Here is a 22,563-nt window from a genome sequence, read left to right on the forward strand (position 1 = left end):
GCGAGCGCCGCGATGTTTCACGGGAAACATCGCGGATTGAATAGGGCGTTCGCTGGCCCGCGGACGCCCCGCTGAGGGCGACGCGTCGAGAGGTGAGGCGTCGGTCGCAGGCTGTCGGCCTCCCGCAAGCGGTGTCCTCGCGGAAATCATGAGCCGTGCCCCACCCAACGAACGCCTCCCGCCAAGTAAGGAGATCCTGGAGGAGATCGAAGCGGCCGGACAACCCGTCGAACGGCACCCCAGCCTGGGGCAGTTCGACCACGCGGGCCTTACGGGCACCGCCCCCTCCTCCCACCGGGAGGAGGGGGCCTTCGTCCACCTTGTAGCCGTCCTGCAGACGGCCCGGCCGCCTGTTGGCGCCGCGAGGTTTCCCGTGAAACGTCGCCGGTCGGATGGGCGATCGGTCGCCCTGCGACCGGTTTGGCTTCGACGGGGGCTTCGGGGTCAGGGGAGGCGGGTTAGGAGGAGGTCTCGGCAGACTTCGCCCAGGTCCAGGCCGGCGACGCTGATGGCTCGGGGGAAGAGGCTGGTTTCCGTCATGCCGGGGGCGACGTTGACTTCCAGGAAGTGGACTTCGCCGTCGGGGGAGATGATGAGGTCGGTGCGGGAGAGGTCGCGGAGGCCCAGGGCGCGGTGGGCGGTGACGGCCGCGGCGGTGGCGCGGGCGGTGGCGTCGGGGGTTAGGCGGGCCGGGGTGATGAACTCGGTGTCTCCGGCGTCGTAGCGGGCGGTGTAGTCGTAGAGGCCGCCGGGGGCGACGATCTCGACGGCGGGCAGGGCGGTCGGTTCGCCTTGGCGGTCGATGACGCTGACGGAGACTTCGGTGCCGGAGACGTACTGCTCTACTAGGGCGGCGTCGCCGTAGGCGAAGCAGCCGACCATGGCGGCGGACAGGTCGGCGGCCTCGTGGACGACGGAGGCGCCGAGTGCGGAGCCGCCCCGGGTCGGTTTGACGAAGAGCGGGAGGCCGAGGCTGCGGATTATTTGGTCGAGGACGGACGAGGCGCCGAGGTCGTGGAAGACCTCCTTCGGCAATGCGACCGAGTCGGGGGTGCGTAGGCCGGCGCGACGGACGACGGACTTGGCGGTCGGCTTGTCCCACGCGACGCGACATGCGTCGGGTTGTGCACCGACATAGCGGACATCGAGGAGTTCGAGGACGTCGCGGATCGAGCCGTCCTCCCCGGCGGCGCCATGCAGGACGGGGAACACGACGTCCGGCGGGTCGTCGGACAGCGAATCCAGGAGTGTCGCGTCCGCGTCGCGAAGTTCGACCGGAATGTCGAGGGCGCGGAGCGCGTCAGTGATCCGGCGACCGGAGCGGAGCGAGACCTCTCGCTCATAGGAGAGCCCTCCGGCCAGGACGACGACATGCCCGAGTTCCACTGATGCCCCTTAGCTGGTGATCACGCGCCGGCGTTCGGAGCCGGAGCGTCCGATGCGATCATTTCACCCCTCGGCGGGGGCGCGTTTCACGTGAAACATTTAGATGATGTCCGGTCCCGGAGCCTGGAAGCCGGTGGAATCGTGCGCGGCGGTCTCGCCGAACATGTCGCGGAGGCGGATCTCTTGTTCGACCACCGCGGCGAGGCGGCGGATGCCCTCTTTGATCCGGTGGGGCTCGGGGAAGCAGTAGGACAGGCGCATATGCCGATGGCCCGTCCCGTCGGCGTAGAAGCCGGTGCCGGGGACGTATGCCACGCGTTCGGCGATGGCGCGCGGGGCCATCGCCTTGGCGTCGAGGCCCTCGGGGAGGGTCAGCCAGACGAAGAATCCGCCCGCGGGACGTGTCCAGGTGCAGCCGTCCGGCATGAGCTGGTCGAGGGATTCGAGCATCGCGTCGCGGCGGGTCCGGTAAAGCTCACGGAAGTCCTTGATCTGCTCCCGCCATGGCTGGGTGGCGAGGTACTCGCGGACGGCCAGTTGCGAGAAGTTCGACGGGCACAGGATCGCTGACTCGGCGGCCAGGACGAGCTTCGCCCGCACCGCGTGGGGGGCGAGCACCCATCCCACCCGGAGTCCGGACGCGATCGTCTTGGAGAAGGAACCGAGATAGATGACGCGCTCGGCGTCGTCCGCGCGGAGGGCGCGCATGGGGTCGTCCTCGAAGCCGAGGAGTCCGTAGGGGTTGTCCTCGACGATGAGCACGTCGTATTCGGCGCAGATCTCCAGAATCTGGGCGCGGCGGGCGGTGGTGAGGGTCACGCCCGCGGGGTTCTGGAACGTCGGAACGGTGTAGAGGAACTTCACCCGGCGGCCGTCCGCGCGGAGCCGGGCCAGGGTTTCGCGGAGGGCGGCGGGAATGAGGCCCGCGTTGTCGAGTGGGACATGGACGACGTCCGCCTGATATGCGGCGAACGTCCCCAGCGCTCCGACGTAGGAGGGAGCCTCGGCGAGGACGACATCGCCCGGGTCCACAAAAATCTTGGTGATGAGGTCGAGCGCCTGCTGGGCGCCGACCGTGACGACGATGTCGTCCGCGGACGCCTGGACGCCTTCGAGCGCCATCACCTCGCAGATGTGCTCGCGGAGCCGTTCGTCGCCCTGTGCGGAGCCGTACTGCAGCACCTCGGCGCCCTTACCCGCGACAAGGTCGCCGATCATCTGACCGACGGCGTCGAGAGGCAGCGCGGAGACGTACGGCGCGCCGCCCGCGAGCGAGACGATCTCGGGACGGGCGACCATCGCGAACAGGGCCCGGATCTCCGAAGGCACCATGCCGGCGGCACGGGCGGCGTAGCGATCGGTGTAGGCATCTGTACGCGAGTGCTGTTCCACGAGGCACCTCCGGAATGAACTGGCCTTCCTGCAAACTACGGCATCGAACGTCCTGGACCTTGGTGAACCCCCGGACGGACGGCGCCAGAGACGAGTTCGGACCCGCCACGCGTCCGTCTCGTTGGGAAACGCGTTCTTTGCGGGGAGGTGGTGCTGCGGGTGATGGGGGCGTGGTGTGCCGTCCGATACGATGCCCGAGGATCCCGGAACGTGCCGGGAGCTTCAGCGAAGAGGCGTTCCGCCGAGAGGCCACGGGTTTCCAGACCGGCGGACGAGGATCGCAACAGGGGGTGCCGTCCCGGTGTCGCGTCGTCTCGTCAACATCACGCTGGACAATCTGAGCGATCTGCCGCATCGCTGCCGAGGCTGCGTGTTCTGGGAACTGGATCCGGTGAGCCGGGACCGTGCGCTGGACAGCGGCGACTCGGGCCTGGAGAAGGAGGCGTGGATCTCCTCGACGCTGCTGGAGTGGGGCAGCTGCGGCAAGATCGTCTACGTGGACAACGTTCCGGCGGGGTTCGTGATGTACGCGCCGCCGCTGTACGTACCGCGCTCGGTGGCGTTTCCGACGAGTCCGGTCAGCGCGGACGCGGTCCTGTTGATGACCGCGCACATCCTGCCGGAGTTCTCGGGCGGCGGGCTCGGCCGGATGCTCGTCCAGGGCGTCGCGAAGGACCTCACCCGGCGCGCGGTGAAGGCGATCGAGGCGTTCGGTGATCTGAAGGGCGAGGAGGGCGGGTGCATGGTGCCCGCCGACTATCTGCTGTCGGTCGGGTTCAAGACCGTCCGCCCGCATCACCGGTATCCGCGGCTGCGGCTGGAGTTGAAGTCGGCGCTGTCGTGGCGTGAGGACGTCGAGGTGGCCTTGGAAAGGCTCCTGGGGTCCATGACTCCGGAAGGGGCGCTACGACCCGTCTGAGGTGTTCTGAGGCGCTTTGCACGTGTGGCCCGCACTCCCGGACGGAGTGCGGGCCACACGGCTGTGCGCGGTCAGATGAACTCGGCCAGGTCGCGGAGCAGGGCCGCCTTCGGCTTCGCGCCCATGATCTGCTTGACGACCACACCGTTCCGGTAGATGTTCATCGTCGGGATCTGGATGACGCCGTACTCCTGCGGCACCTTCGGGTTGTGGTCGATGTCGAGCTTGACGATCTCGATCTTGTGGCCGTGCTCCTTGGAGATCTCCTCCAGGATCGGCGCGACCATGCGGCACGGGGGGCACCACTCGGCCCAGAAGTCGACCAGGACGGGCTTGTCGTTGGCCAACACCTCGGACGCGAAGTCCGCGTCGGTCACCGCTTTCATCGTTCTCCTCAAACCTGGGGGACGGTCTCAGCGGCGTCCCGGTCCTGCAGCCACCGCTCGGCGTCGATGGCGGCCGCGCAGCCGGTGCCGGCGGCGGTGATGGCCTGACGGTAGGTGTGGTCCACCACGTCCCCGCAGGCGAACACGCCGGGCAGCTTCGTCTTCGTCGTCGGCGCGTCCACAAGCAGGTAACCGTCGGTGTCGGTCTCCAACTGGCCCGCGAACAGCTCGCTGCGCGGGTCGTGGCCGATCGCGATGAACAGACCGGTGATCTCCAGCGCGGACTGCTCGCCGCTCTTGGTGTTGCGGACGGTGACACCGGTGACGCGGTCATCGCCGTGGATGGCGGTGACCTCGCTGTCCCACAGGAACTTGATCTTCTCGTTGGCGAACGCCCGATCCTGCATGATCTTCGAGGCACGGAGCTGGTCGCGGCGGTGGATCACGGTGACGGAGCGGGCGAACTTGGTGAGGAAGATCGCCTCTTCCATCGCCGTGTCGCCGCCGCCGACGACCGCGATGTCCTGCTCGCGGAAGAAGAAGCCGTCGCAGGTCGCGCACCACGACACGCCACGTCCCGAGAGCCGCTTCTCGTCCGGCAGGCCCAGCTCCCGGTAACCGGACCCGGTCGCCACGATCACGGTCTTGGCGAGATGGGTCTCGTCGCCGACCTTGACGACCTTCGGGTCGACGGTGAGGTCCACCTCGGTGACGTCGTCGGTGACGAGTTCGGCGCCGAACCGCTCGGCCTGCTTGCGCAGGTTGTCCATCAAATCGGGCCCCATGATCCCGTCCGGGAAGCCGGGGAAGTTCTCCACGTCGGTGGTGTTCATCAGCGCACCACCGGCCGTGACCGATCCTTCGAACACCAGCGGTTTCAGGTCGCCGCGGGCCGCGTAGATCGCGGCCGTGTAGCCGGCGGGGCCCGAGCCGATGATGATGACGTTGCGGACGTCGCTCACAGTTCTGCCTCTCCTCCATGGCCGCCGGTGCCGCGCGACCCGGCCTGCCAGTCGCGTCAACAGATCCTAGGCTGTATTTATTCGCTCCCGCTCAGGCACGCCCACCCGGCCGCTGTGTCTACTGAATTCCCGTGCCAGGCCGCCCTCCTGGCGCCTGTGCCGGGCTGATCCCGTCAGGGCTGTTCGCCCGGTGGTCGCGTCCACAGCAACCACGCGCAAGGGCGGCTCGCAGTGCTGCACGCGATGGGCGAGCGCCACGTCGGTTGAGACGGCCGCCTTCGGCGTGGCCGCCTCTGCCTCGGCGGTCTCGAACGCTGTAGGGGGGCCAGCGGGGACGTCTCTGCTTCAGCGTGTGGTGGACGTCGCAGCGCAGACCGGGCCTCGGCGGATCACCGCGCCCGCGTGTGCTGTTGCCGCTGTCGTCCGGGGGCGGGCCGAAGTCGGAACCGCCATGGGCCGCGCTTTGTGGGCGCGTCGCGGTTTTCGTTACGGCCTGGGCGGCGGGGACGTCCTTGCTTCAACGTGTGGTGGGCGTCGCACCGCATACGGGGCCTCGGTGGATCATTGCGCCCGCATGTGCCGTTGCCCTGTCGTCCGGTGGCGGGCCGAAATCGGAACCGCCGTGGGCCGCGCTTTGTGGGCGCGTGCCTGTTTTCGTACGGCCTGGGCGGCGGGGACGTCCATGCTTCAGCGTGTGGTGGGCGTCGCACCGCATACGGGGCCTCGGTGGATCATTGCGCCCGCATGTGCCGTTGCCCTGTCGTCCGGGGGCGGGCCGAAGTTGGAACCGCCGTGGGCCGCGCTTTGTGGGCGCGTCGCGGTTTTCGTTACGGCCTGGGCGGCGGGGACGTCCTTGCTTCAGCGTGTGGTGGACGTCGCAGCGCAGACCGGGCCTCGGTGGATCACCGCGATCGCGCGTGCTGTTCCTCAGACCGATTGAGGTTGGGAACGTTGTGCGCTGTGCTGGGGCCCGTTGTCGTAGTCCGTCCTTTGCCGGGTGGGATTGCTGGGGCTTCTAGGGTGGGGGTATGGCACGGGTTCTGCTTCTTCACTCGATGTATGGGCTGCGGCCCGCGGTGCGGCAGGCGGCGGACAGGCTGCGGGCGGTGGGGCATGAGGTGCATGTCCCCGACCTGTACGGCGGCCGGGTCGTCGACACGGCTGAGGAGGGCATCGAGATCAAGGAGGAGATCGGACGGGACGAGCTGTTGCGCCGTGCGATCGCCGCGGCCGCCCCGCTGGTGGACGACGGTGGCCTCGTCTACGCGGGGTTCTCGCTCGGCGGGGCCCTGGCCCAGAACCTCGCGCTCGCCGACGCGAACGCGGGCGGGTTGTTGTTGATGCACGGGACGTCCGACATGGCGGACGACGCGTCCACCGACATACCGGTGCAACTGCATGTCGCCGACCCGGACACGTGGGAGCCCGTCGACTGGTTGAACGCCTGGTATCTGCGGATGCGGAAGGCGGGCGCGGACGTGGAGGTCTTCCAGTACCGGGGCGCCGGGCACCTGTTCACCGACCCGGACCTGCCCGACTACGACGAAGAGTCCGCTGAACGGGCCTGGGCCATCGCGCAGGACTTCCTCGCGTCCCGCTGAGGACGGACGGCGGCGAGCGACATGCCCGCCGCCGTCCACAGACCTTCGAGGCGGGTGGTCAGCCGTTCTTCAGCGTGCGGAGAACGTGCTGGTTCTGGGCCGAGCATTCGGGGCCGACGACCCACAGGTGCAGTTTGCCCGGCCGGTCACCGGGCACCGCGATCACGGTCGCCGGCTTGCCCTCGTACTCGGCCCGGTCGACGAGAACGGGTTTCCGTTCCTGGACGATGCCGAGGACGCAGCCGCGGAGACGGGCGTCCGGTGCGTCGGCGGCGCGTAGTTCCCGGTTGCCGGACATGACCTGGCCGGCCTGTTGGGCGAGCGTCCCGGCCCGGTAGTGGGTGCGGCTGTGGGTGACCGCGAACGCGGGTACCGGCTCCGCGTTCGGGGCGAGGCCGCGCTCTCCGGCGATGCTGGGGTGCGCCTTGTCCTGCGGCGGTGTCGCCGCCCGGGTGCTGTCGCCGCCGGTGTCGTCCATGGCGCTCATTCCGACCGCCGCTCCGCCGCCGAGCACGACCACGGCCGCGGCGGCGGCCGACAGTATCCGCCAATGCCGCCTTCCGCGCCGCTGCTCCAGGCTCACCACGGTGGCAGTGTTCAGCGACTCCGCCGCTATGGCGGTGTCGATGCGTTCGGCCAGTTCGGCGGGCATGGACGGCGCGGGTGCCTCCGCCAGGAGCCGGGACACGTCCGCAAGGTCGGCGGACAGGTCACGGCATTCTGCGCAGGTGTCGAGGTGCGCGTTGACGGAGGCGGCTTCGTCGTCTTCGAGTAGTCCCTCGGCCAGGTCGGCCAAGACGTCGTAGTCGAGATGTGCGGGGTTCACTTGGGCATGCCACCTCCTTCCACACCTCCGACGTTTTTGCGTTCCCGTCGGTTCCGGTGGTGGTGGAGAAGGGGGGCCAGCCTGGCGCGTCCCCGCGCGCAACGGCTTTTGATCGTTCCGGGTGGGACTTCCATCACCTGCGCGGCGTCGTCGACGGAATAGCCCATCATGTCGACGAGGACGAGGGCGGCGCGCTGCTCGAAGGGCAATTGCCCGAGCGCGGTGTGGACGTCGAGGGACACGCCGTGCGCGTCGGTCGGGTCGGGCATCTTCGGTGCGACGGAGTCGAACGCGGCGTCATCGCCCATCGGGGTCGCCGGCCGGACGGACTTGCGCCTGATGCGGTCCAGACAGGCGTTCACCACGATGCGGTGCAGCCAGGTGGTGACGGCGGCGTCGCCACGGAACCGTCCGGCGGCGCGGAACGCCGAGAGGCAGGCGTCCTGCAGCGCGTCGGCGGCCTCTTCGGGGTCGCCGAGGGTGCGTAGTGCGACGGCCCACATGCGGTCGCGATGGCGGTGGACGAGTTCGGCGAAGGCGTGCGGATCCCCCTGGGCGTGACGGGCGAGGAGCTCCTTGTCGGGCACCTCGTCGACGCGACGCATGCTCACCGACGTCATGAGCGACCGCTTTCTCGTTCGGGACGCCCAAAAGGCGCCGGACGTCCACGACCGGCTGCTGGGGTTGGCACCACAGGTTCCTGGGGGGCGAAGGGACAATCTGCTCACAGGCACGATACAGACAAGCGCCGCACCACGTCACAGCCGCAAGTTTCGCCGGGTGGAACGGGTCAGTTACGCGAACCGAGGACGGTGACCTCGCTGACCTCGGCGCGCAGCCGCCCGTCCGTACCGTTGGAAAGCTTGGTGAACCACAGCATCACGTACTGGGCGGTACGCGGGCCGGGGAGCTTGATCGACGTGGCACCGGACCCGGACGTGGTGATCGTCTGGACCTTCTGCATCGCGTTCGGGTCGGCCGTGTTGCCGACCTTCACCTGGATCGTTGCGCCGGGCGACTCGGGGAGCCCGGCCTTGATCTCTCTGATCGTGACCGGTCGGCCCATGTCGAGCAGCAGCCCGACGCCCTCCTTGAGATTTCCGAACTCCGGTGAGGTGTAGAAGGAGCTACGCCAGACGGTGCCGTCCTTGCCGTCGATGGCCAGACGCCCCCTCGCCTGGCCCTTGCCGCCGTCCTGGCCTTCCGGGTCGATGCCCTCCGCGCTCCGGATGTCGAGGGCGGTGGCGGACGGGGTGGGGGGCGCGCTGGACTTCTTCGGATCGGCGACGCCCTTCGTGCCGGGGTCGTCCGTGGAGCCCTTGCTGGAGAGGGCCCAGGCACCGAGGCCGACGATGACGGTGAGCGCGGCCGCCGCGACGCCGATGAGCGCGCGGTTGCCGAGGCGGCGTGAGGCGCCGTGCGCGCCGGAGCCGTGGGCGGGTGTCGGGCGGGTGGTCGGCGCCGCCGGGGGCGGTGGTTCGCGGCGGTTGCGGGTCCGTGGCGGAGGAACGTGCGACGAGACCGTCGTCTCGTGCGAAGGCTGGTGGTGTTGCGCGGTCGGCGCGGCGCCGTGGCGGTGGGACGGCGGGTGCTGCGCGTTGTGCCGTCCGGCCGGCGGGGCGGGACGCGGCGTCGGCGGCTGGGGGTGGCCGAGGCCCGCGAACAGCGGCAGCGGGGTGCGGGGCACGCCGCGCAGCGCCCTGGCCAGGTCGGCGGGGGTGGCGAGCGGTTCGCCCGGCCCGATGCCGAGGCAGCGGCAGACGATCGCGTCGATCGCGTGCGAGATGCCGGCCTGGACCTGGCGGGGCGCGTGCGGAACGCCGTCGGTGGCGGGTGCGGCGGGCAGGTCGGACCGGTCGTCGTCGCCGGGCCAGTGCGCGGTGAGCGCGGCGTAGAGCATCCGGCCGAGGCCGCGGACATCGTCGCCCGCGGGGTCGTCGGAGCGCCGGTCGCCGAGGACGGCGTCGGTCGCGACACCGAGGATCTTGACGGTGCCGCCGGTCGTCCAGACCAGGTCGCGGGGCGTGAGGCACAGATGCGACAGGCCCGCGGCGTGCGCGGCGGCGATCGCCTCGGCCGCCTCGTACAGCAGCGTCGCGGCGCGCCCGGGTTCGAGCGGCGCCTTGCCGAGCATTCCCTCCAGGGTCTCGCCGGCGACCCATTCGCTGACGACATAGGCGCTTTCGCCGCTGTCGTCGGCGTCGAACACCTGGGTGAGGCGCGGGTCGGTCAGCCGGCTCGCCGCGCGGGCGGACGTGACGACATCGGCGATCCTGGGATTTTCGGGATCGAAGGTGCGGACGGCGACGGCCCGCGCGAGGATCTCGTCGATGGCCTTCCAGAGGGACGATCCACCGGAGTCGCGGATGCGTTCCTCGAGACGGTAGCGGCCGGCGAGACGGGTACCGGGCTCAATGACTGACGTGCTCACGGCAACGTCCTGCACAGGTGGTCAGATCCCATGTTCGTGGCGTGGCAGCTTACGCCTCCGACCCTCCTCTTTGCGTTCCCCAGGGTGTCGCCCCGCAAGCCGTGCTCCCCCACATGGTAGTGGCTACTCGTCCGAGTGGCCGCCTTATCGCCGCGCGTCCTTTTTACTTTGCGGCTTTCCTTTGCCCGGCTTTCCGACGTCCGGCCGGGTCACCGTGCGATTTCGGACAAGTCGGACAAATCTTCTGGGGGACGGTCAGCGGCCCGGCAGTCGGCGGGCGAACATGGCGATCGTCGACTGGACCTCCTCCACCCGCAGCAGCCTGGCGAAGATCACGTACAGCAGGCCACCGCCCGCGGAGCCGACGACCAGGGTGACAAGCGCCGGAAGGAGCGTCCCGGTGTCGCCGAGGGCGTCCGCGACGGTACGGGCGGCGTACGCGAAACCGATCAGCGGCCACAGCGCGACCAGCAACTTCAGATGCCCACCGACGATACGGCGCCCGTCGATGCCGCCGAGCCTGCGGCGCAGCACGAGCCAGCAGGTGAGGGCGCCGACGGTGTTGGTGATCGCGAAGCCGCCCGCGATGCCGATCACGATCCACTTGACGTCCAGCACGTTGTAGGCGGCGAACGCCATGACGATGTTGGACGAGACGGCGACGAGGCCGACCAGCGCCGGCGTCCGGGTGTCGCCGTACGCGTAGAAGACCCGCAGCATCAGCTGGTACGTGGAGAACGGCACGAGCGCGATCGCGAACATCTGCATGATGCGCGCGATGACCAGGGCGTCCTCGGACGTCGTGTTGCCATGCGCGAACAGCACGGTGGTGATCTCGGGGCCGAGCACCAGCATCAGCGCCGCCGCGGGCATGATGATCACCGAGGAGAGCCGGAGCCCGCTGGAGAACGCGGCGCGCACGTCCGCGGTCTTCCCCTCGGCCGCGAACCGGCTCATCCGCGGCAGCAACGCGGTGATCACCGAGACGCCGACGATCGCGTAGGGGAGCTGGAACAGCTGGTAGGCGTTGAAGTACGGCGTGTACCCGTACCCTTCGCCGGCCCCCGCCGCGCTGGCGAGTTTCCCGGCCCGGTTCGCGAGGGCGGTGACGACGGTGAGCCCGGCCTGGGTCGCGAGGACGTACACCAGCGTCCAGCCGGCCATGCGCCCGACCTCGCCGAGTTCGCCGCGCTGGAAGTCCAGCCTGGGCCGCCACCGGAACCCGACCCGGCGCAGCGACGGCCACAGCGCGACCGTCTGCAGAACGATCCCGCCGGTGGTGCCGATGGACAGCAGCATCAGCTGTCCGTCGGTGATCGTGGACGGATCGACCCGGCCGGACGTGATCGCCAGGAACGCGCCGCCGACCGCGATCACCACGATGTTGTTGAGCACCGGCGCCCACATCGGCGCCCCGAAGCTCCCGCGCGTGTTGAGAATGGCCCCCGCGAACGCGCCGACACCGTAGAAGAAGATCTGCGGCAGGAAGAACTGCGCGAACAGGACGGCGACCCTGCGCTGGTCACCGGTGTAGCTGCCGGCGAGGACATCGATGAACAGTGGCGCGCACAGGACCGAGATGACCGTGAGCGCCGCGAGACCGAGCACCGCGAGCGTGAAGACGCGCTGCTCGTACCGTTCGCCGTAGGCGCGGTCGCGTTCCTTGGCCCGGACCAGGATCGGCACGACGACGCTCGTCAGGATGCCGCCGAGCAGCAGGTCGTAGATCTGGTTCGGGATGGTGTTGGCCGTGTTGTAGGCGTTGGCGAGCATCCCGGTACCGAGCGCGGCGACGATGACCGCGGTCCGCAGAAAGCCGGTGACACGGGACGCGATCGTGCCGATCGCCATGATCGCGCCGGACCGCAGGATCCCACCGGACCCGCCGTCCTTCCCGCCGTCGTCCCCCGACGGCTCGCCGGGGGCGAGGTCGACGACGGTCTCGCCGACGGGCGCCCGGCCACCTGCGGCGGGAATGTCCAGCGCCGTCTCGGCCGCGAGATTCCGCGCACCCGGAACCGGCGGCGTCCCCGGATGGATCGGCGGGTTTTGCGGCGCATGCCGTCCATGCCGCGGCCCCTGCTCCGGATACCCGGAGAACGCCTCCCCCGGAGCCGGCCGCCCCTGAGGCGCGGACCCGTGAGACGCGGGACCATGCGGTCCTTGAGGCGAGGGCCCTTGAGACAGCGGCCCCTGGTATGCCGGTCCTTGAGAAGCCGGTCCTCGAGATGCGGGACCCTGAGCCGCCGGTCCTTGGGATGCGCGCCCATGAGCCGCGTGCCCATGGGGTGCGGGTCCTTCAGACGCCGGTCCCTGGGGCGCCGGTCCTTGAGGTGCCGGTCCTTGCGACGCGTGCCCATGGGGTGGGCGTCCTTCAGACACCGGTCCCCGGGGCACCGGTCCCTGCGGTACGTGTCCTTGTGGGGAGGGTCCTTGGAACGGTGGTCCTTGAGGTGCGGGTCCTTGAGGTGCCGGTCCTTGCGACGCGTGCCCTTGCGACGCGGGTCCTTGGAGTGCGGGTCCCTGAGGTGCCGGTCCTTGAGGTAGGGGTCCCTGGGACGGTGGTCTTTGAGGTGCCGGTCCTTGCGACGCGCGGCCTTGAGACGCGCGCCCATAGGGTGCGGGTCCTTCAGACGCGTGTCCCTGAGGGGAGGGTCCTTGGGGTGCCGGTCGTTGGGGCGAGTGCCCTTGAGGCGGCGGTCCCTGGGGCGGTTGGCCGTAGGGAGGTCGCTCTTGTTGGGGCGGCCTTTGGTACGGGCCCCGTTGTGCTTGGGGGTGTCCCTGTGCCGGGTAGGCCTGGGGTGGACGTGCGTGGGACGGGCGGTGCTCCGGTGGGTCAGCCGGGCCCGTCGGGTTGCCCGGTGCCGGGGGAATGCCCTGCGCCGGATACCCCGGGCCCTGGGGGGTGCCCTGTGTGGGGTAGCCCGGCGCCGGGGAAGCGCTCTGGCCCGGGGGTGGGGGCGGGCCCTGGGTCGGGGAGCCCTGTCCCGTGTGTTCCGGGGAATCCGGCGGTGGGTAGCCCGGGCCCTGGGAAGCCGGGTCCGGGGTATCCGTTCCCTTGTCCCGTCGTCCCTGCCGATCCCGATCCGATCGACCCGTCACCGGCTGCCTCCGATTTCCGGCGGCGCCTTGCTCTGATGGCCCGCACTCCGACGCCCACGAAGAGTACGGCAAGTCCGCCACCGGTGATGAGCAGGGCGAGACGTCCGTATCCGGTGGTCCGGACGATGATTGTCTCGCCGCTGCCGAACGTCCGGCCGCCCGAGTTCGGGATCACCAGCGTCAGTTTGACCTCGAAGTTGCCGTTCCCGGCGGCCTTCGCGGGAATCCAGCGCTGGGCCCGTTCTCCGGGGCGCAGCTCGATCACCGCGTCCTCGGGGTCCAGTTGCCCGAGCCGCAGTTTCGCCTTGTTCTCCGACTTCGCGACGAGACGGACCTTCACGGACTGGTTCTTCAGCGTGTTCTCCACGAGCACCGGCAGTTTGCCCGTGCTGCCGCCCATCAACACCCGTTTGTTCTTGGTGGTGACGATGCGGACGCCTTCCATGTGGCCGTCGAGTTCGGTCGCGAGGCTCCTGCGGGCGACCTTGGCGCGGCCGGGGCTCTTGCGCCAGGAAACCGACTGCATGCGCAGGACGGCCCGTTCGTACGAGATCTCGATGGGGCCGGTCATGACCGCGCGGAACTCCGCGGCCTCCCGGGCGATGTCCTGCGTCTGCTCCAGGTGGGCGTCGCTGAGCTCCAGGGCCTCGTTGTCGTCGTCGTAGATCTGGAGGACCCTGTCCTGCGGCTTCAGGGACGCGATCCTGCTCAGCGGCTGTTCCCGTAGCCAGGGCGCGTCCTTGGTGTAGGACAGCAGGCGGTCGGCGAATCCCGGCGCGGGGTCCCACTGCCGGTCGGGCGCGACGACGATGGTGCGCGACACGCTCGGCGTCTCCGCCGCGATCATCGCCGTCTCGGCGAGGAACCGCTGCTCGGCCAAGGCCGCACCGGCGGCGGACTTCGTTCCCTTGCTGACGATCTGGCTGATCTTCTCGTCATAGACGAGCGCGGTCTTCCGGCCCGCATTCGTCTCGACCGTCGTGGTGGCGTTCGGCATCGCCCCCGTTTGCGGGTTCTGGAACTGCGAGCTGCTCATCAAGAACGTCCCGCCGTCCTTGAGGGCGTGCTTGGCGAGTTGTCCGATGGTCCCGCCGCCCGCCATGCCGTACGGCGGCCACGCGACATGTGTGTCCGGTGCCCGTCCGAGCGCCTTTGTCGCGACATCGGTGTTCTTCGTGGCGAACGCGTCAGAGATGTCGCCCCACATCTTGTGCCGGACGAGAGCGACGACGTCGGGGTCGCCGTACGGGACGGTGAAGTAGGGGTCGCCCCTGGACGCCGTGTTCAGCGCCGTCAGCCAGGACGACGCGACGGTGCTCTTCTCCTTACCGGCGCGTTTCCCGTTGAAGGGCTTCACGCTGTAGTCGCCGGACGCCATGGTTCGGACGTCGTCCAGTAGCGCCGGATCGATCGCCCACGTGATCGGCGTGTCGCTCGCACCGGCCGCGCGGACGAGCTTCGAGAGCCGTCCGCCCGGCGACATGTCCTTGCTGAGTTGGTCGTCGAAGAAGGTCTGGTCGCTGGTTCGGTGCATCCGGTCGATCAGCGGCCAGACCCAACCGACCGTCACCGGTTTGGACAGACTGTTCTTCGGCATGAACGTCAGGAAGGTCGTCATTCCGCCGACGACCTGTTGCGCGGAGTTCAGCACTTCCACGCCCACCGGGTAGACGCCGGGCGCGCCTCCCGGGCTGCGCAGCCGTAGGGCCTTGGTGGTGGCTTTGAACGTCCAAGCCTGCTGCGCGCCGGGCTGTGTCGCGCCGGGGAGTTGCTGCTGTGGACCGATGTTGGGCAGCGAATTCGGCTGGCCGGACGCGAGTTGGTCGAGTTGGCTGCGGCTGTTGACGGGTTGCGCGCTGTAGCGCAGCCGGATGGTGAGGCCGGGGAGTGGCTCGTCCGTCCGGTTCCTGGCCAGTCCGGAGATCTCGATACGGGAGTTCTCACGGATGGGCTTCGGGCTGACCTTGGTGAGCGCGAGCCCCACCGGCGTGCGTTCCCGTGCCTGTGCCGGGGCCTGGGCGGTCTTCGCGGTGGCGGGGGACGCCAGGGTCGCGGGTGCCGCCATCGCGATCCAGGGCAGCAGGGCGGCCAGCGCGACCGCGCGCTTGACTCTCCTCACGCCGTGTCCGGCCAGGAGCCGTCCGAGGCCGTGCCCACCCCGGAACGGCGGGCGTCGTTTTCCCCCACCACGGCCCCGATGGTAGTCCGCTGCGGGGCTCCGTCAGACCGTCCGGTCCACCTGTGGCACGGATCGGTATCGCTCGACCGCCGCGACTGTGACTCCGGTGAGTTCAGGCGACCGTGCGTCGTGGTTCGCTCCGTGTGGCAGGGGACGAGGACGGCTCGTGGAAGAGAACGGACGGTGTCGCGCGACAGAGCCCGTACAGGGTGCGTCCCCGGATGCCGAGTGCCGTCGACGCCTCGCCGGTGGCCGTGTAGACGACCTTGTCCGCGGGGTGACCGTCGACGAAGCGCTGGTCGATGAGGAGCGGCATGTCGTCCGGCAGGAGGAGGGGGCAGACGAGTCCGGCCGCGTATTCGGTGACGGCGTTGACGACGTCGGCGCGGGCCGGACGGACGACATCGGCGCCGACGGCGCGTCCGACCGCGTCCAGGGACGGCCGTACGCCCGCCGGGACGATCACACCGGTCAGGAACGGCCGCTCCCGCCCGTCGCAGGCGTAGACGCGGGTCACCAGGCAGCGGTCCGCCGGGAGGCCGAGCGCCTTGGGGAGTTCGTCGGCATGGGCCAACGCGACGGGGAGCCGCACGATCTCGTGGACCGTCTCCAGTTCGAGCAGCGCGCGGTGGATGGCGAGGGCGTCCTTCATGTTGGCTCCATCCCGCGGGGTTCGTCCCGCTGACCCCCGGACCCGAGTTGTCCCGACACCCCGTGCTCCACATGCTGTGGAATATCCCCATATGCCCGAGACGTCTGGCTTAACCCAGCGCGTGTAGTGCGTGAAGCCCTCCCGATACGGCTGCGCCGCAGGGTGCGGCGGACCGTGGCCCTTCGAGATCCCGCTACCGTTGTTCGTGCGGGAGGCTCATCGGAGGTCGCCCCGGCGTTCAACGGAGTGCCCAGAACGTAACTCGGGGATCGTCACCTGTGAAGAGCCTCGGGCCTCGGCCCCGCAAGGACTCCGTGCGGCACCCCGCTGATCACCGGAAAGTCTTTTGTCAGCCCGTCTACCAAGGAAATACGCTCGATGGCCGTGCCCAACCAGAACGTGACCCCGGAGGCCTCGCGGCGCACCGCGATCGCCGAGCTGCTGCGCCGTATCGCGCCTGTCGCCGACGATCTCGGCGTCAGGTTCGCGGCGGCCGGTCACGAGCTGGCGCTGGTCGGCGGCCCCGTCCGGGACGCGTTGCTGCGCCGTCCGACCAAGGACGTCGACCTGACCACCGACGCGCCGCCCGAACGCACCCTGGAGATCATCAAGGGCTGGGCGGACGCGCACTGGACGATCGGCATCGAGTTCGGCACGGTCGGTCTCCGCAAGGACGGCGTCGAGCTGGAGATCACGACATATCGCAGCGAGTCCTACGACCCGAAGTCCCGAAAGCCCAGCGTGTCGTACGGGACGTCCCTGGTGGAGGACCTGCGCCGCCGCGACTTCGCCGTGAACGCGATGGCGGCACGGCTGCCCGGCCACGAGTTCGTCGACCCGTTCGGCGGGCTCGTCGACCTGCAACGCAAGGTGCTCCGGACCCCGGGCCGTCCCGAGGACTCCTTCAACGACGACCCGCTGCGGATGCTGCGCGCCGCCCGGTTCGCGTCCCAGCTCGGCTTCACGGTCGCGCCTGACGTCGTCCAGGCGATGACGGACATGGCCGACCGCATCGAGATCGTCTCCGCGGAGCGAATCCGGGACGAGCTGTCCAAACTGATCTGCGGCCGGTATCCGCGGGAGGGCCTCGCGCTGCTCGTCGACACGGGCCTCGCCGCGCACGTCCTGCCCGAACTGCCGAAGCTGCGGCTGGAGATCGACGAGCACCACCGGCACAAGGACGTGTACGAGCACTCGCTGATCGTCCTGGAACAGGCCATCGCCCAGGAGAAGGAGGGGCCCGACCTCGTCCTGCGGCTCGCGGCGCTCCTGCACGACATCGGCAAGCCGCGCACCCGCCGGTTCGAATCGGGCGGACGAGTGTCGTTCCACCACCACGAGGTCGTCGGCGCGAAGATGGCCAACAAGCGGCTGTCGGCGCTGCGCTACTCGAAGGACGTCATCGCCGACGTGTCCCGGCTGGTCGAACTGCACCTGCGCTTCCACGGTTACGGCACCGGCGAATGGACGGACTCTGCCGTCCGCCGCTACGTCCGTGACGCGGGCCCGCTGCTCTCGCGGCTGCACAAGCTCACCCGCGCCGACTGCACGACCCGCAACAAGCGCAAGGCCGACCGCCTCCGCCGCACCTACGACGACCTGGAACGCCGGATCGAGCGGCTCGCGCAGGAAGAGGAGCTGGCCTCCATCCGCCCGGAGATCGACGGGAACGAGATTCAGGAGATTCTCGGCATCACCCCGGGCCCGCTCGTCGGCAAGGCGTACCGCTTCCTCCTCGACCTGCGCCTGGACCGTGGCATCATCGGCAAGGACGCGGCCGCGGACGAACTGCGCCGCTGGGCCGCCAAGGAGGGCATCCTCCCCGACGACGAGGCGGAGCGGGCCGCGGACGAGGGCGGCGCCGAATGATCCCGTTGCAGCTTGGTCGGATGAGCCCCCGGGAGACCGAGCGGCTGCTGGAGTTCGACCGTGAGCACGTCTGGCATCCGTACTCGCCGATGCCGGCGTCCGCGCCCGTCCAGCCGGTGGTGTCGGCGGACGGGGTCCGGTTGACGCTCGCCGACGGGACCGAGCTGATCGACGGGATGTCGTCGTGGTGGGCGGCCGTGCACGGCTACAACCACCCGAAGCTGAACGCGGCCGTCACCGGGCAGCTCGGCAAGATGGCGCACGTGATGTTCGGCGGGCTCACCCACCCGCCCGCCGTCCGGCTCGCGGAGCGGCTGGTCGAGATCACGCCTGAGCCGCTGACGAAGGTGTTCTTCGCCGACTCCGGGTCCGTCGCGGTCGAGGTCGCGATCAAGATGACGTTGCAGTACTGGCGGTCGCAGGGGAGGCCCGAGCGGCGGCGGCTGCTGACCGTCCGCGGCGGCTACCACGGTGACACCTTCGGTGACATGGCCGTGTGCGACCCGGTGAACGGCATGCATCACCTGTTCACCGACGTTCTCAGCCAGCACGTGTTCGCGCCCCAACCGCCGCTCGGCTACTCCGCCGAACCCGATGCCGAGTACCTGGACGAGCTGTCCCGCCTCGCCGCCGAGCACGCGGACGAACTCGCCGGAATCATCGTCGAGCCGATCGTCCAGGGTGCCGGCGGCATGCGGTTCTACGCCCCCGAGTACCTGCGCGCGCTGCGCGACATCGCCGACGAGCACGGGCTTCTCCTGGTGCTGGACGAGATCGCCACCGGGTTCGGCCGGACGGGTGAACTGTGGGGCTGTGACCACGCCGAGGTCGTCCCCGACATCATGTGCCTGGGCAAGGCCATGACCGGCGGATACATGACCATGGCCGCCACGCTGTGCACGGACCGCGTCGCCCACGGGATCACCTCCGGCGAGGCCGGTGTTCTCATGCACGGCCCCACGTACATGGCCAACCCGCTGGCGGCGGCGGTCGCGTCGGCGTCCATCGACCTGCTGATGTCCCGCGACTGGCGGGACGAGGTGGACACCATCGAGGCGATCCTGACCAGCGAACTCCTCGGCGCCGCCGACCTGCCCGGGGTGGCGGACGTCCGAGTGCTGGGCGCGATCGGGGTGATGGAGGCGCGTGAACCGGTGGACGTCCCGTCCGTCCAGGAGATCGCGATGGCACACGGCGTATGGCTCCGCCCCTTCGGCAAGCTGATCTACACGATGCCCCCGTACATCTGCACGGACGACGACGTCCACCACATCGCCACCGCCATCAACGCCATCGCCGAATCCCTCTGACCCACAGCGCCCTGACAGACCAAGGGTCTGGTCGAAGGCCCAGCCACATCGTGAGCACGAAGCGATACCGCACTTACACACAGTCCTGGGCCTCGGATCGACACAGCCGCCGGGTGAGCGGCCCAGAACGGCCGTAAGTACCGCAAGGGCAGCGTTCGCGCCGTCACGATCAAGGTTGCGAGTCGCCAGGCGAGCAGCCCTGAACAGTTGGAGCGAAACAGCCGTCAGGCGAACGTTCTGATGAGCCTTAAAGGAGTACGGCGGGACGGCGGGCGCGGGCTGTGGCTGTGCGGTAGGCGACGGCGCCTGCGGCGTAGGCGGCGGTTACGGCGAGGAGGGTCATCTCGGCGCGGCCGTCCGAGGGAAGCCAGGTCGCGGCGGCCGCTGCTGCGGCGGCGAACATGGCGTTGAACAGCATGTCGTAGACGGCGAAGACCCGGCCCCGGTAGGCGTCGTCGATGCTCTCCTGCAAGGTCGTGTCGACGCACAGCTTGACGCCCTGCGACACGACGCCCAGGACGAACCCGGCGGCGGCCCAGGAGCGTTCGGCGAACGGGAGGCCGAGGCCGAGCAGGCTCAGGGCGGCCGCGGCGAGCAGCCACGACACCCAGGCCTGTTTGCTGATCCGCCGCACCACCGGCGGGGTGATCAGCGCGGCGGTGAAGTAGCCGGCGCCGGTCAGGCCGAGCATCACCGCGAACGTCTCCAGGCCCGCGTTGGGGCCGTCCGCGAAGTGGTTGCGGCACAGCAGCAACGTCATGATCAGGATGACGCCGTACAGGAAGCGGTGGAACGCGATCGCGCCGAGCGCCAGTGCCGCCTGCGGTCGCCGTGCGAGGTGCCGGGCCCCGTCGACAAGGCCGTCCACGACGCTGCTGAGGGACTCCGTGATCCGTGGCGCGTTCGGGCGGGTGTCGAGGACGGCGTCCTCGGGCGGGTGCGGCCCCAGCAGTTGCCGGGGCAGCCTTGTCGCGATGATTCCGGCGACGAGGAACATTCCGGCCGCCGACACCAGGATCAGCGCCGTCCCGCCGTCGCCGGCGCCGAAGACGCGGCGCAGAAGGTAGCCGATGCCGCCGCCGACGAACGCGATGACCGTCCCGGACGTGACCGAGAACGCGTTCGCCGTCACCAGATGGTCGCGCCGCACCACATGCGGGAGCGCCGCCGACAGCGCCGCGAGGAAGAACCGGTTCACGCCGAGGACGACGAGCACCCCGGCGAAGAGGGCCGGGCCGTCCCGTCCGGCCGCCGCCACGCCCGCGACGAGCAGGACGAGGACGGCCCGCAGCACGGGCGCCCACACCAGGATCTGCCGCCGCCGCCACCGGTCGATGAACACCCCGGCGAACGGGCCGAGCGCCGAGTACGGCAGCAACGTCACCGCGAACGCGGCCGCCGCCTTCGCCGCCGTCGTCTGCCGCTCGGGTGAGAAGAAGACGTAGCCCGCCAGCGCCACCTGGAAGACGCCGTCGGTCAGCTGCGAGGCCAGCCGAGTTCCATAAAGCCGCCGGAAGTCCCGACCGCGCAGGATCGCCGGCAGTTCAGCTGCCTTCACCTGATCACTTTATGCGCTCCGGCGATGGGCGCTCCGCGATCAGTCCAACCAGAGGCGGGTGTAGTCGTAGCCGGAGGTGGTGGGCAGGAAGTGCGCGCCGTGGACGCGGGACGAGCGGTACAGCGTGTGGGAGCGGTTCAGCAGCGGGACGATCGCGGCGTCCTGCATGATCTTCTGGTCGGCCCGCTGCCAGAAGACGGCGGCACGGGACGGGTCCGGCGCGGTCAGAGCCGCATCGATCAGAGCGTTGACCTGCGGGTTGTTGTAACCGCCGTAGTTGGTGGAGTTCTGGCCATAGCCGCGTCCGTCAAAGAGCGGCTGGATGATGGAGCGGCCGTTGTTGCCGTACCAGTCGGGCGTCCAGCCGGGGGCGGCGATGTCCCAGGTGCCCGCGCGGGCCTTCGCGGGGGTGGCGATGGTGTCGGCGTAGAAGGAGCCGCTGGAGTCGGCCGTGAGCACGGTCTTCACGCCGCAGGAGTCCAGATTCTCCGCGATGGACTGGGCGATCAGCTTGTGGACGCTGTTGGTGCGGTACGGGAACCTCAGCGTGAGACTCGGATGACCCGTCCGGCCCAACAGCTGCCGACATTTCATGGGATTGCCGGACTCGGCGGGCGTGGGGTAGTGGTCGGCGGGAGCGTATCCGGAGTTGCCCGGCGGAATGACCGTGTGCAGGGGTCTGGCCACCGCGGGACCGCCGACGATCTTGACGAGGGCGCTGCGGTCGATGGCGTACTCCAGCGCCTGTCTGACCTCGCGTCTGCCGAGCGCGCCGCCGTTGTTGGGGCTGCGCGTATTGAACACCAGGTAGGGGCTGTTGTTCGGCGTCTCCATGATCGCGAAGCGGGGGTCGTCGCGCAGGTCCGGGATCGCGGACGTCGGAACGGGCTGGTCCCAGGCGAGATCGGCGACGCCCTGCTCGATCTGCTGCTGGACGGCCTCCGGCGAGTCCTGTCCGAGGGTGATCCGGATCTTCTCGACATGCCGTTCGCGAAGCGGATCGCCGTCGGGCCGCCACGCCGGATTGCGGGTGAGCAGGTACGACATGCCCGGCCGGTAGTCGGTGATCTGGTACGGGCCGTTCGAGATGGTGTGCCGCCGGAACTCTGGTCCGTCCGGGATGTACCGGTCGTACTCCTGGGGCGCGGCGGCGGTGGACGGCAGCGACAGCAGGTGGAGGAAGTCGCTGGCGGGACGCTTCAACGCGAAGACGAGCGTCGTGTCGTTCTTGGCGCGAACCCCCGCGATGTCGTGGTCGCGCTGGTAGGCGGCCATCGCCGCGGCGTCGTGGGCGTTGACGGCGCCGAAGCCGCGACAGAACTCGTCCATGCCCCTGAGCGTGGAGATGAAGTACCCCTTGCCGGCGGACGGCGACGCCGGGTTGCACAGCCGTTCGAAGCCGCGAACGAAGTCATGCGCGGTCACCGGCCGGGGCGGCCTGGTGTTCCACCGGACGCCGTTCCGCAACGTCACCGTGTAGACGCGGTGGTCTTTGCTGATGTCGCCGTTCTCTCGCGTCGGGATCCGGGCGGCCACGTCGGGCCGTACGGGAATCGTCTCCTGGAGATCGTTGGCCGCGCGCGTCCCGAACAGCGTCCGCGCGAACGTGCGGACGAGCCCGTACGCGCCGACGCTCGCGGCCGACGTCGGATCGAGGTGTTCGACGTCGGACGAGCCGACGATCCGCAGCATGCCGCCGTCGCGGGGCCGTCCGGCGGCGGACGCGTCATCGCCTCCCCCGGCGCACGCGGCCAGCCCGAGCGCGAGACCGGTCAGCCCCAGCATCACCTTGATCATCTCGCGTGCCCTCACGCTCTCACCTCACGACATCGGGACGTGGCGAGCAGTAACCCGTGGTGTCACAGTAGGGCCAGAGCGTGACAAAGGACTGGTACATCACCGTTTCTCTGCGCAAGTAAGGACGCCCTGACAGTGGATGTCCACTGCCAGGGCGTCCCTTGAGAACTTCGTGACGAGGCCTTCGGCGCGC

Annotated in this window: 16 protein-coding genes; 4 read left to right on the forward strand and 12 right to left on the reverse strand. The window is 69.6% G+C overall.

Going from position 1 to position 22,563, the window contains the following annotated elements; genetic code table 11:
• Positions 1-444 precede the first annotated feature (444 nt).
• Both BZB76_RS03620 and BZB76_RS03625 read right to left on the reverse strand, forming a co-directional pair.
• Positions 445-1,386 carry a D-alanine--D-alanine ligase family protein gene (locus BZB76_RS03620; protein WP_121432833.1) on the reverse strand — a complete coding sequence of 314 codons (942 nt, stop codon included), beginning with the start codon at positions 1,384-1,386 and terminating at the stop codon, positions 445-447.
• A gap of 99 nt (positions 1,387-1,485) precedes the next feature.
• On the reverse strand, positions 1,486-2,718 hold the full coding sequence (locus BZB76_RS03625) for an aminotransferase-like domain-containing protein (RefSeq protein WP_121433426.1): 1,233 nt from the start codon (positions 2,716-2,718) through the stop codon (positions 1,486-1,488).
• A 361-nt stretch (positions 2,719-3,079) separates the two neighbouring features.
• On the opposite strand from BZB76_RS03625, the gene BZB76_RS03630 reads away from it, so the two are divergent.
• Positions 3,080-3,697 (forward strand): GNAT family N-acetyltransferase, encoded by a 618-nt coding sequence (locus BZB76_RS03630; RefSeq protein WP_121432834.1) that lies wholly within the window; start codon positions 3,080-3,082, stop codon positions 3,695-3,697.
• Positions 3,698-3,768: 71 nt separating this feature from the next.
• Here BZB76_RS03630 and trxA read toward each other — a convergent pair whose 3' ends face one another.
• Complete coding sequence (gene trxA / locus BZB76_RS03635; RefSeq protein WP_121432835.1) at positions 3,769-4,083, reverse strand: thioredoxin; 315 nt, start codon at positions 4,081-4,083, stop codon at positions 3,769-3,771.
• 8 nt (positions 4,084-4,091) lie between these two features.
• Complete coding sequence (gene trxB / locus BZB76_RS03640) at positions 4,092-5,045, reverse strand: thioredoxin-disulfide reductase (RefSeq protein ID WP_121432836.1); 954 nt, start codon at positions 5,043-5,045, stop codon at positions 4,092-4,094.
• Between the two features lie 1,028 nt (positions 5,046-6,073).
• Between trxB and BZB76_RS03645 the strand changes: the two genes are divergently transcribed.
• On the forward strand, positions 6,074-6,646 hold the full coding sequence (locus tag BZB76_RS03645) for a dienelactone hydrolase family protein (RefSeq protein WP_121432837.1): 573 nt from the start codon (positions 6,074-6,076) through the stop codon (positions 6,644-6,646).
• A 58-nt stretch (positions 6,647-6,704) separates the two neighbouring features.
• Here BZB76_RS03645 and BZB76_RS03650 read toward each other — a convergent pair whose 3' ends face one another.
• The 6 genes from BZB76_RS03650 to BZB76_RS03675 all read right to left on the reverse strand — a co-directional run bounded on the left by BZB76_RS03650 (position 6,705) and on the right by BZB76_RS03675 (position 15,836).
• On the reverse strand, positions 6,705-7,472 hold the full coding sequence (locus BZB76_RS03650) for an anti-sigma factor family protein (RefSeq protein WP_121432838.1): 768 nt from the start codon (positions 7,470-7,472) through the stop codon (positions 6,705-6,707).
• Positions 7,469-8,092, reverse strand: a complete 624-nt coding sequence (sigM, locus tag BZB76_RS03655) for an RNA polymerase sigma factor SigM (protein WP_199487230.1) — start codon at positions 8,090-8,092, stop codon at positions 7,469-7,471. The genes BZB76_RS03650 and sigM overlap by 4 nt, the downstream gene beginning before the upstream one ends.
• Positions 8,093-8,262: 170 nt before the next feature.
• A complete protein-coding gene (locus BZB76_RS03660; protein ID WP_121432839.1) occupies positions 8,263-9,903 on the reverse strand; it encodes a protein kinase family protein in 1,641 nt (546 codons plus the stop codon).
• A 255-nt stretch (positions 9,904-10,158) separates the two neighbouring features.
• Complete coding sequence (gene murJ / locus BZB76_RS03665; RefSeq protein ID WP_420534761.1) at positions 10,159-11,943, reverse strand: murein biosynthesis integral membrane protein MurJ; 1,785 nt, start codon at positions 11,941-11,943, stop codon at positions 10,159-10,161.
• A 796-nt stretch (positions 11,944-12,739) separates the two neighbouring features.
• Positions 12,740-15,124, reverse strand: coding sequence for a DUF6049 family protein (locus BZB76_RS03670; protein WP_121432841.1), 2,385 nt, complete (start codon positions 15,122-15,124; stop codon positions 12,740-12,742).
• Between the two features lie 172 nt (positions 15,125-15,296).
• Complete coding sequence (locus tag BZB76_RS03675; RefSeq protein ID WP_121432842.1) at positions 15,297-15,836, reverse strand: YbaK/EbsC family protein; 540 nt, start codon at positions 15,834-15,836, stop codon at positions 15,297-15,299.
• A 378-nt stretch (positions 15,837-16,214) separates the two neighbouring features.
• Between BZB76_RS03675 and BZB76_RS03680 the strand changes: the two genes are divergently transcribed.
• Positions 16,215-17,705, forward strand: coding sequence for a CCA tRNA nucleotidyltransferase (locus BZB76_RS03680; RefSeq protein WP_121432843.1), 1,491 nt, complete (start codon positions 16,215-16,217; stop codon positions 17,703-17,705).
• 20 nt (positions 17,706-17,725) lie between these two features.
• Positions 17,726-19,015: an adenosylmethionine--8-amino-7-oxononanoate transaminase gene (locus BZB76_RS03685; RefSeq protein ID WP_121432844.1), complete on the forward strand. Its 1,290-nt coding sequence runs from the start codon at positions 17,726-17,728 to the stop codon at positions 19,013-19,015.
• A 247-nt stretch (positions 19,016-19,262) separates the two neighbouring features.
• On the opposite strand, the gene BZB76_RS03690 is transcribed toward BZB76_RS03685, so the two are convergent.
• Both BZB76_RS03690 and BZB76_RS03695 read right to left on the reverse strand, forming a co-directional pair.
• Positions 19,263-20,573, reverse strand: coding sequence for an MFS transporter (locus BZB76_RS03690; protein WP_121432845.1), 1,311 nt, complete (start codon positions 20,571-20,573; stop codon positions 19,263-19,265).
• Positions 20,574-20,612: 39 nt separating this feature from the next.
• Entirely contained in the window at positions 20,613-22,385 is a 1,773-nt protein-coding gene (locus BZB76_RS03695) for an ABC transporter substrate-binding protein (protein ID WP_246006730.1), read from the reverse strand.
• Between the last annotated feature and the right edge of the window lie 178 nt (positions 22,386-22,563).

It is taken from the genome of Actinomadura pelletieri DSM 43383, assembly GCF_003634705.1.
GTDB classification, from domain to species: Bacteria; Actinomycetota; Actinomycetes; order Streptosporangiales; family Streptosporangiaceae; genus Spirillospora; species Spirillospora pelletieri.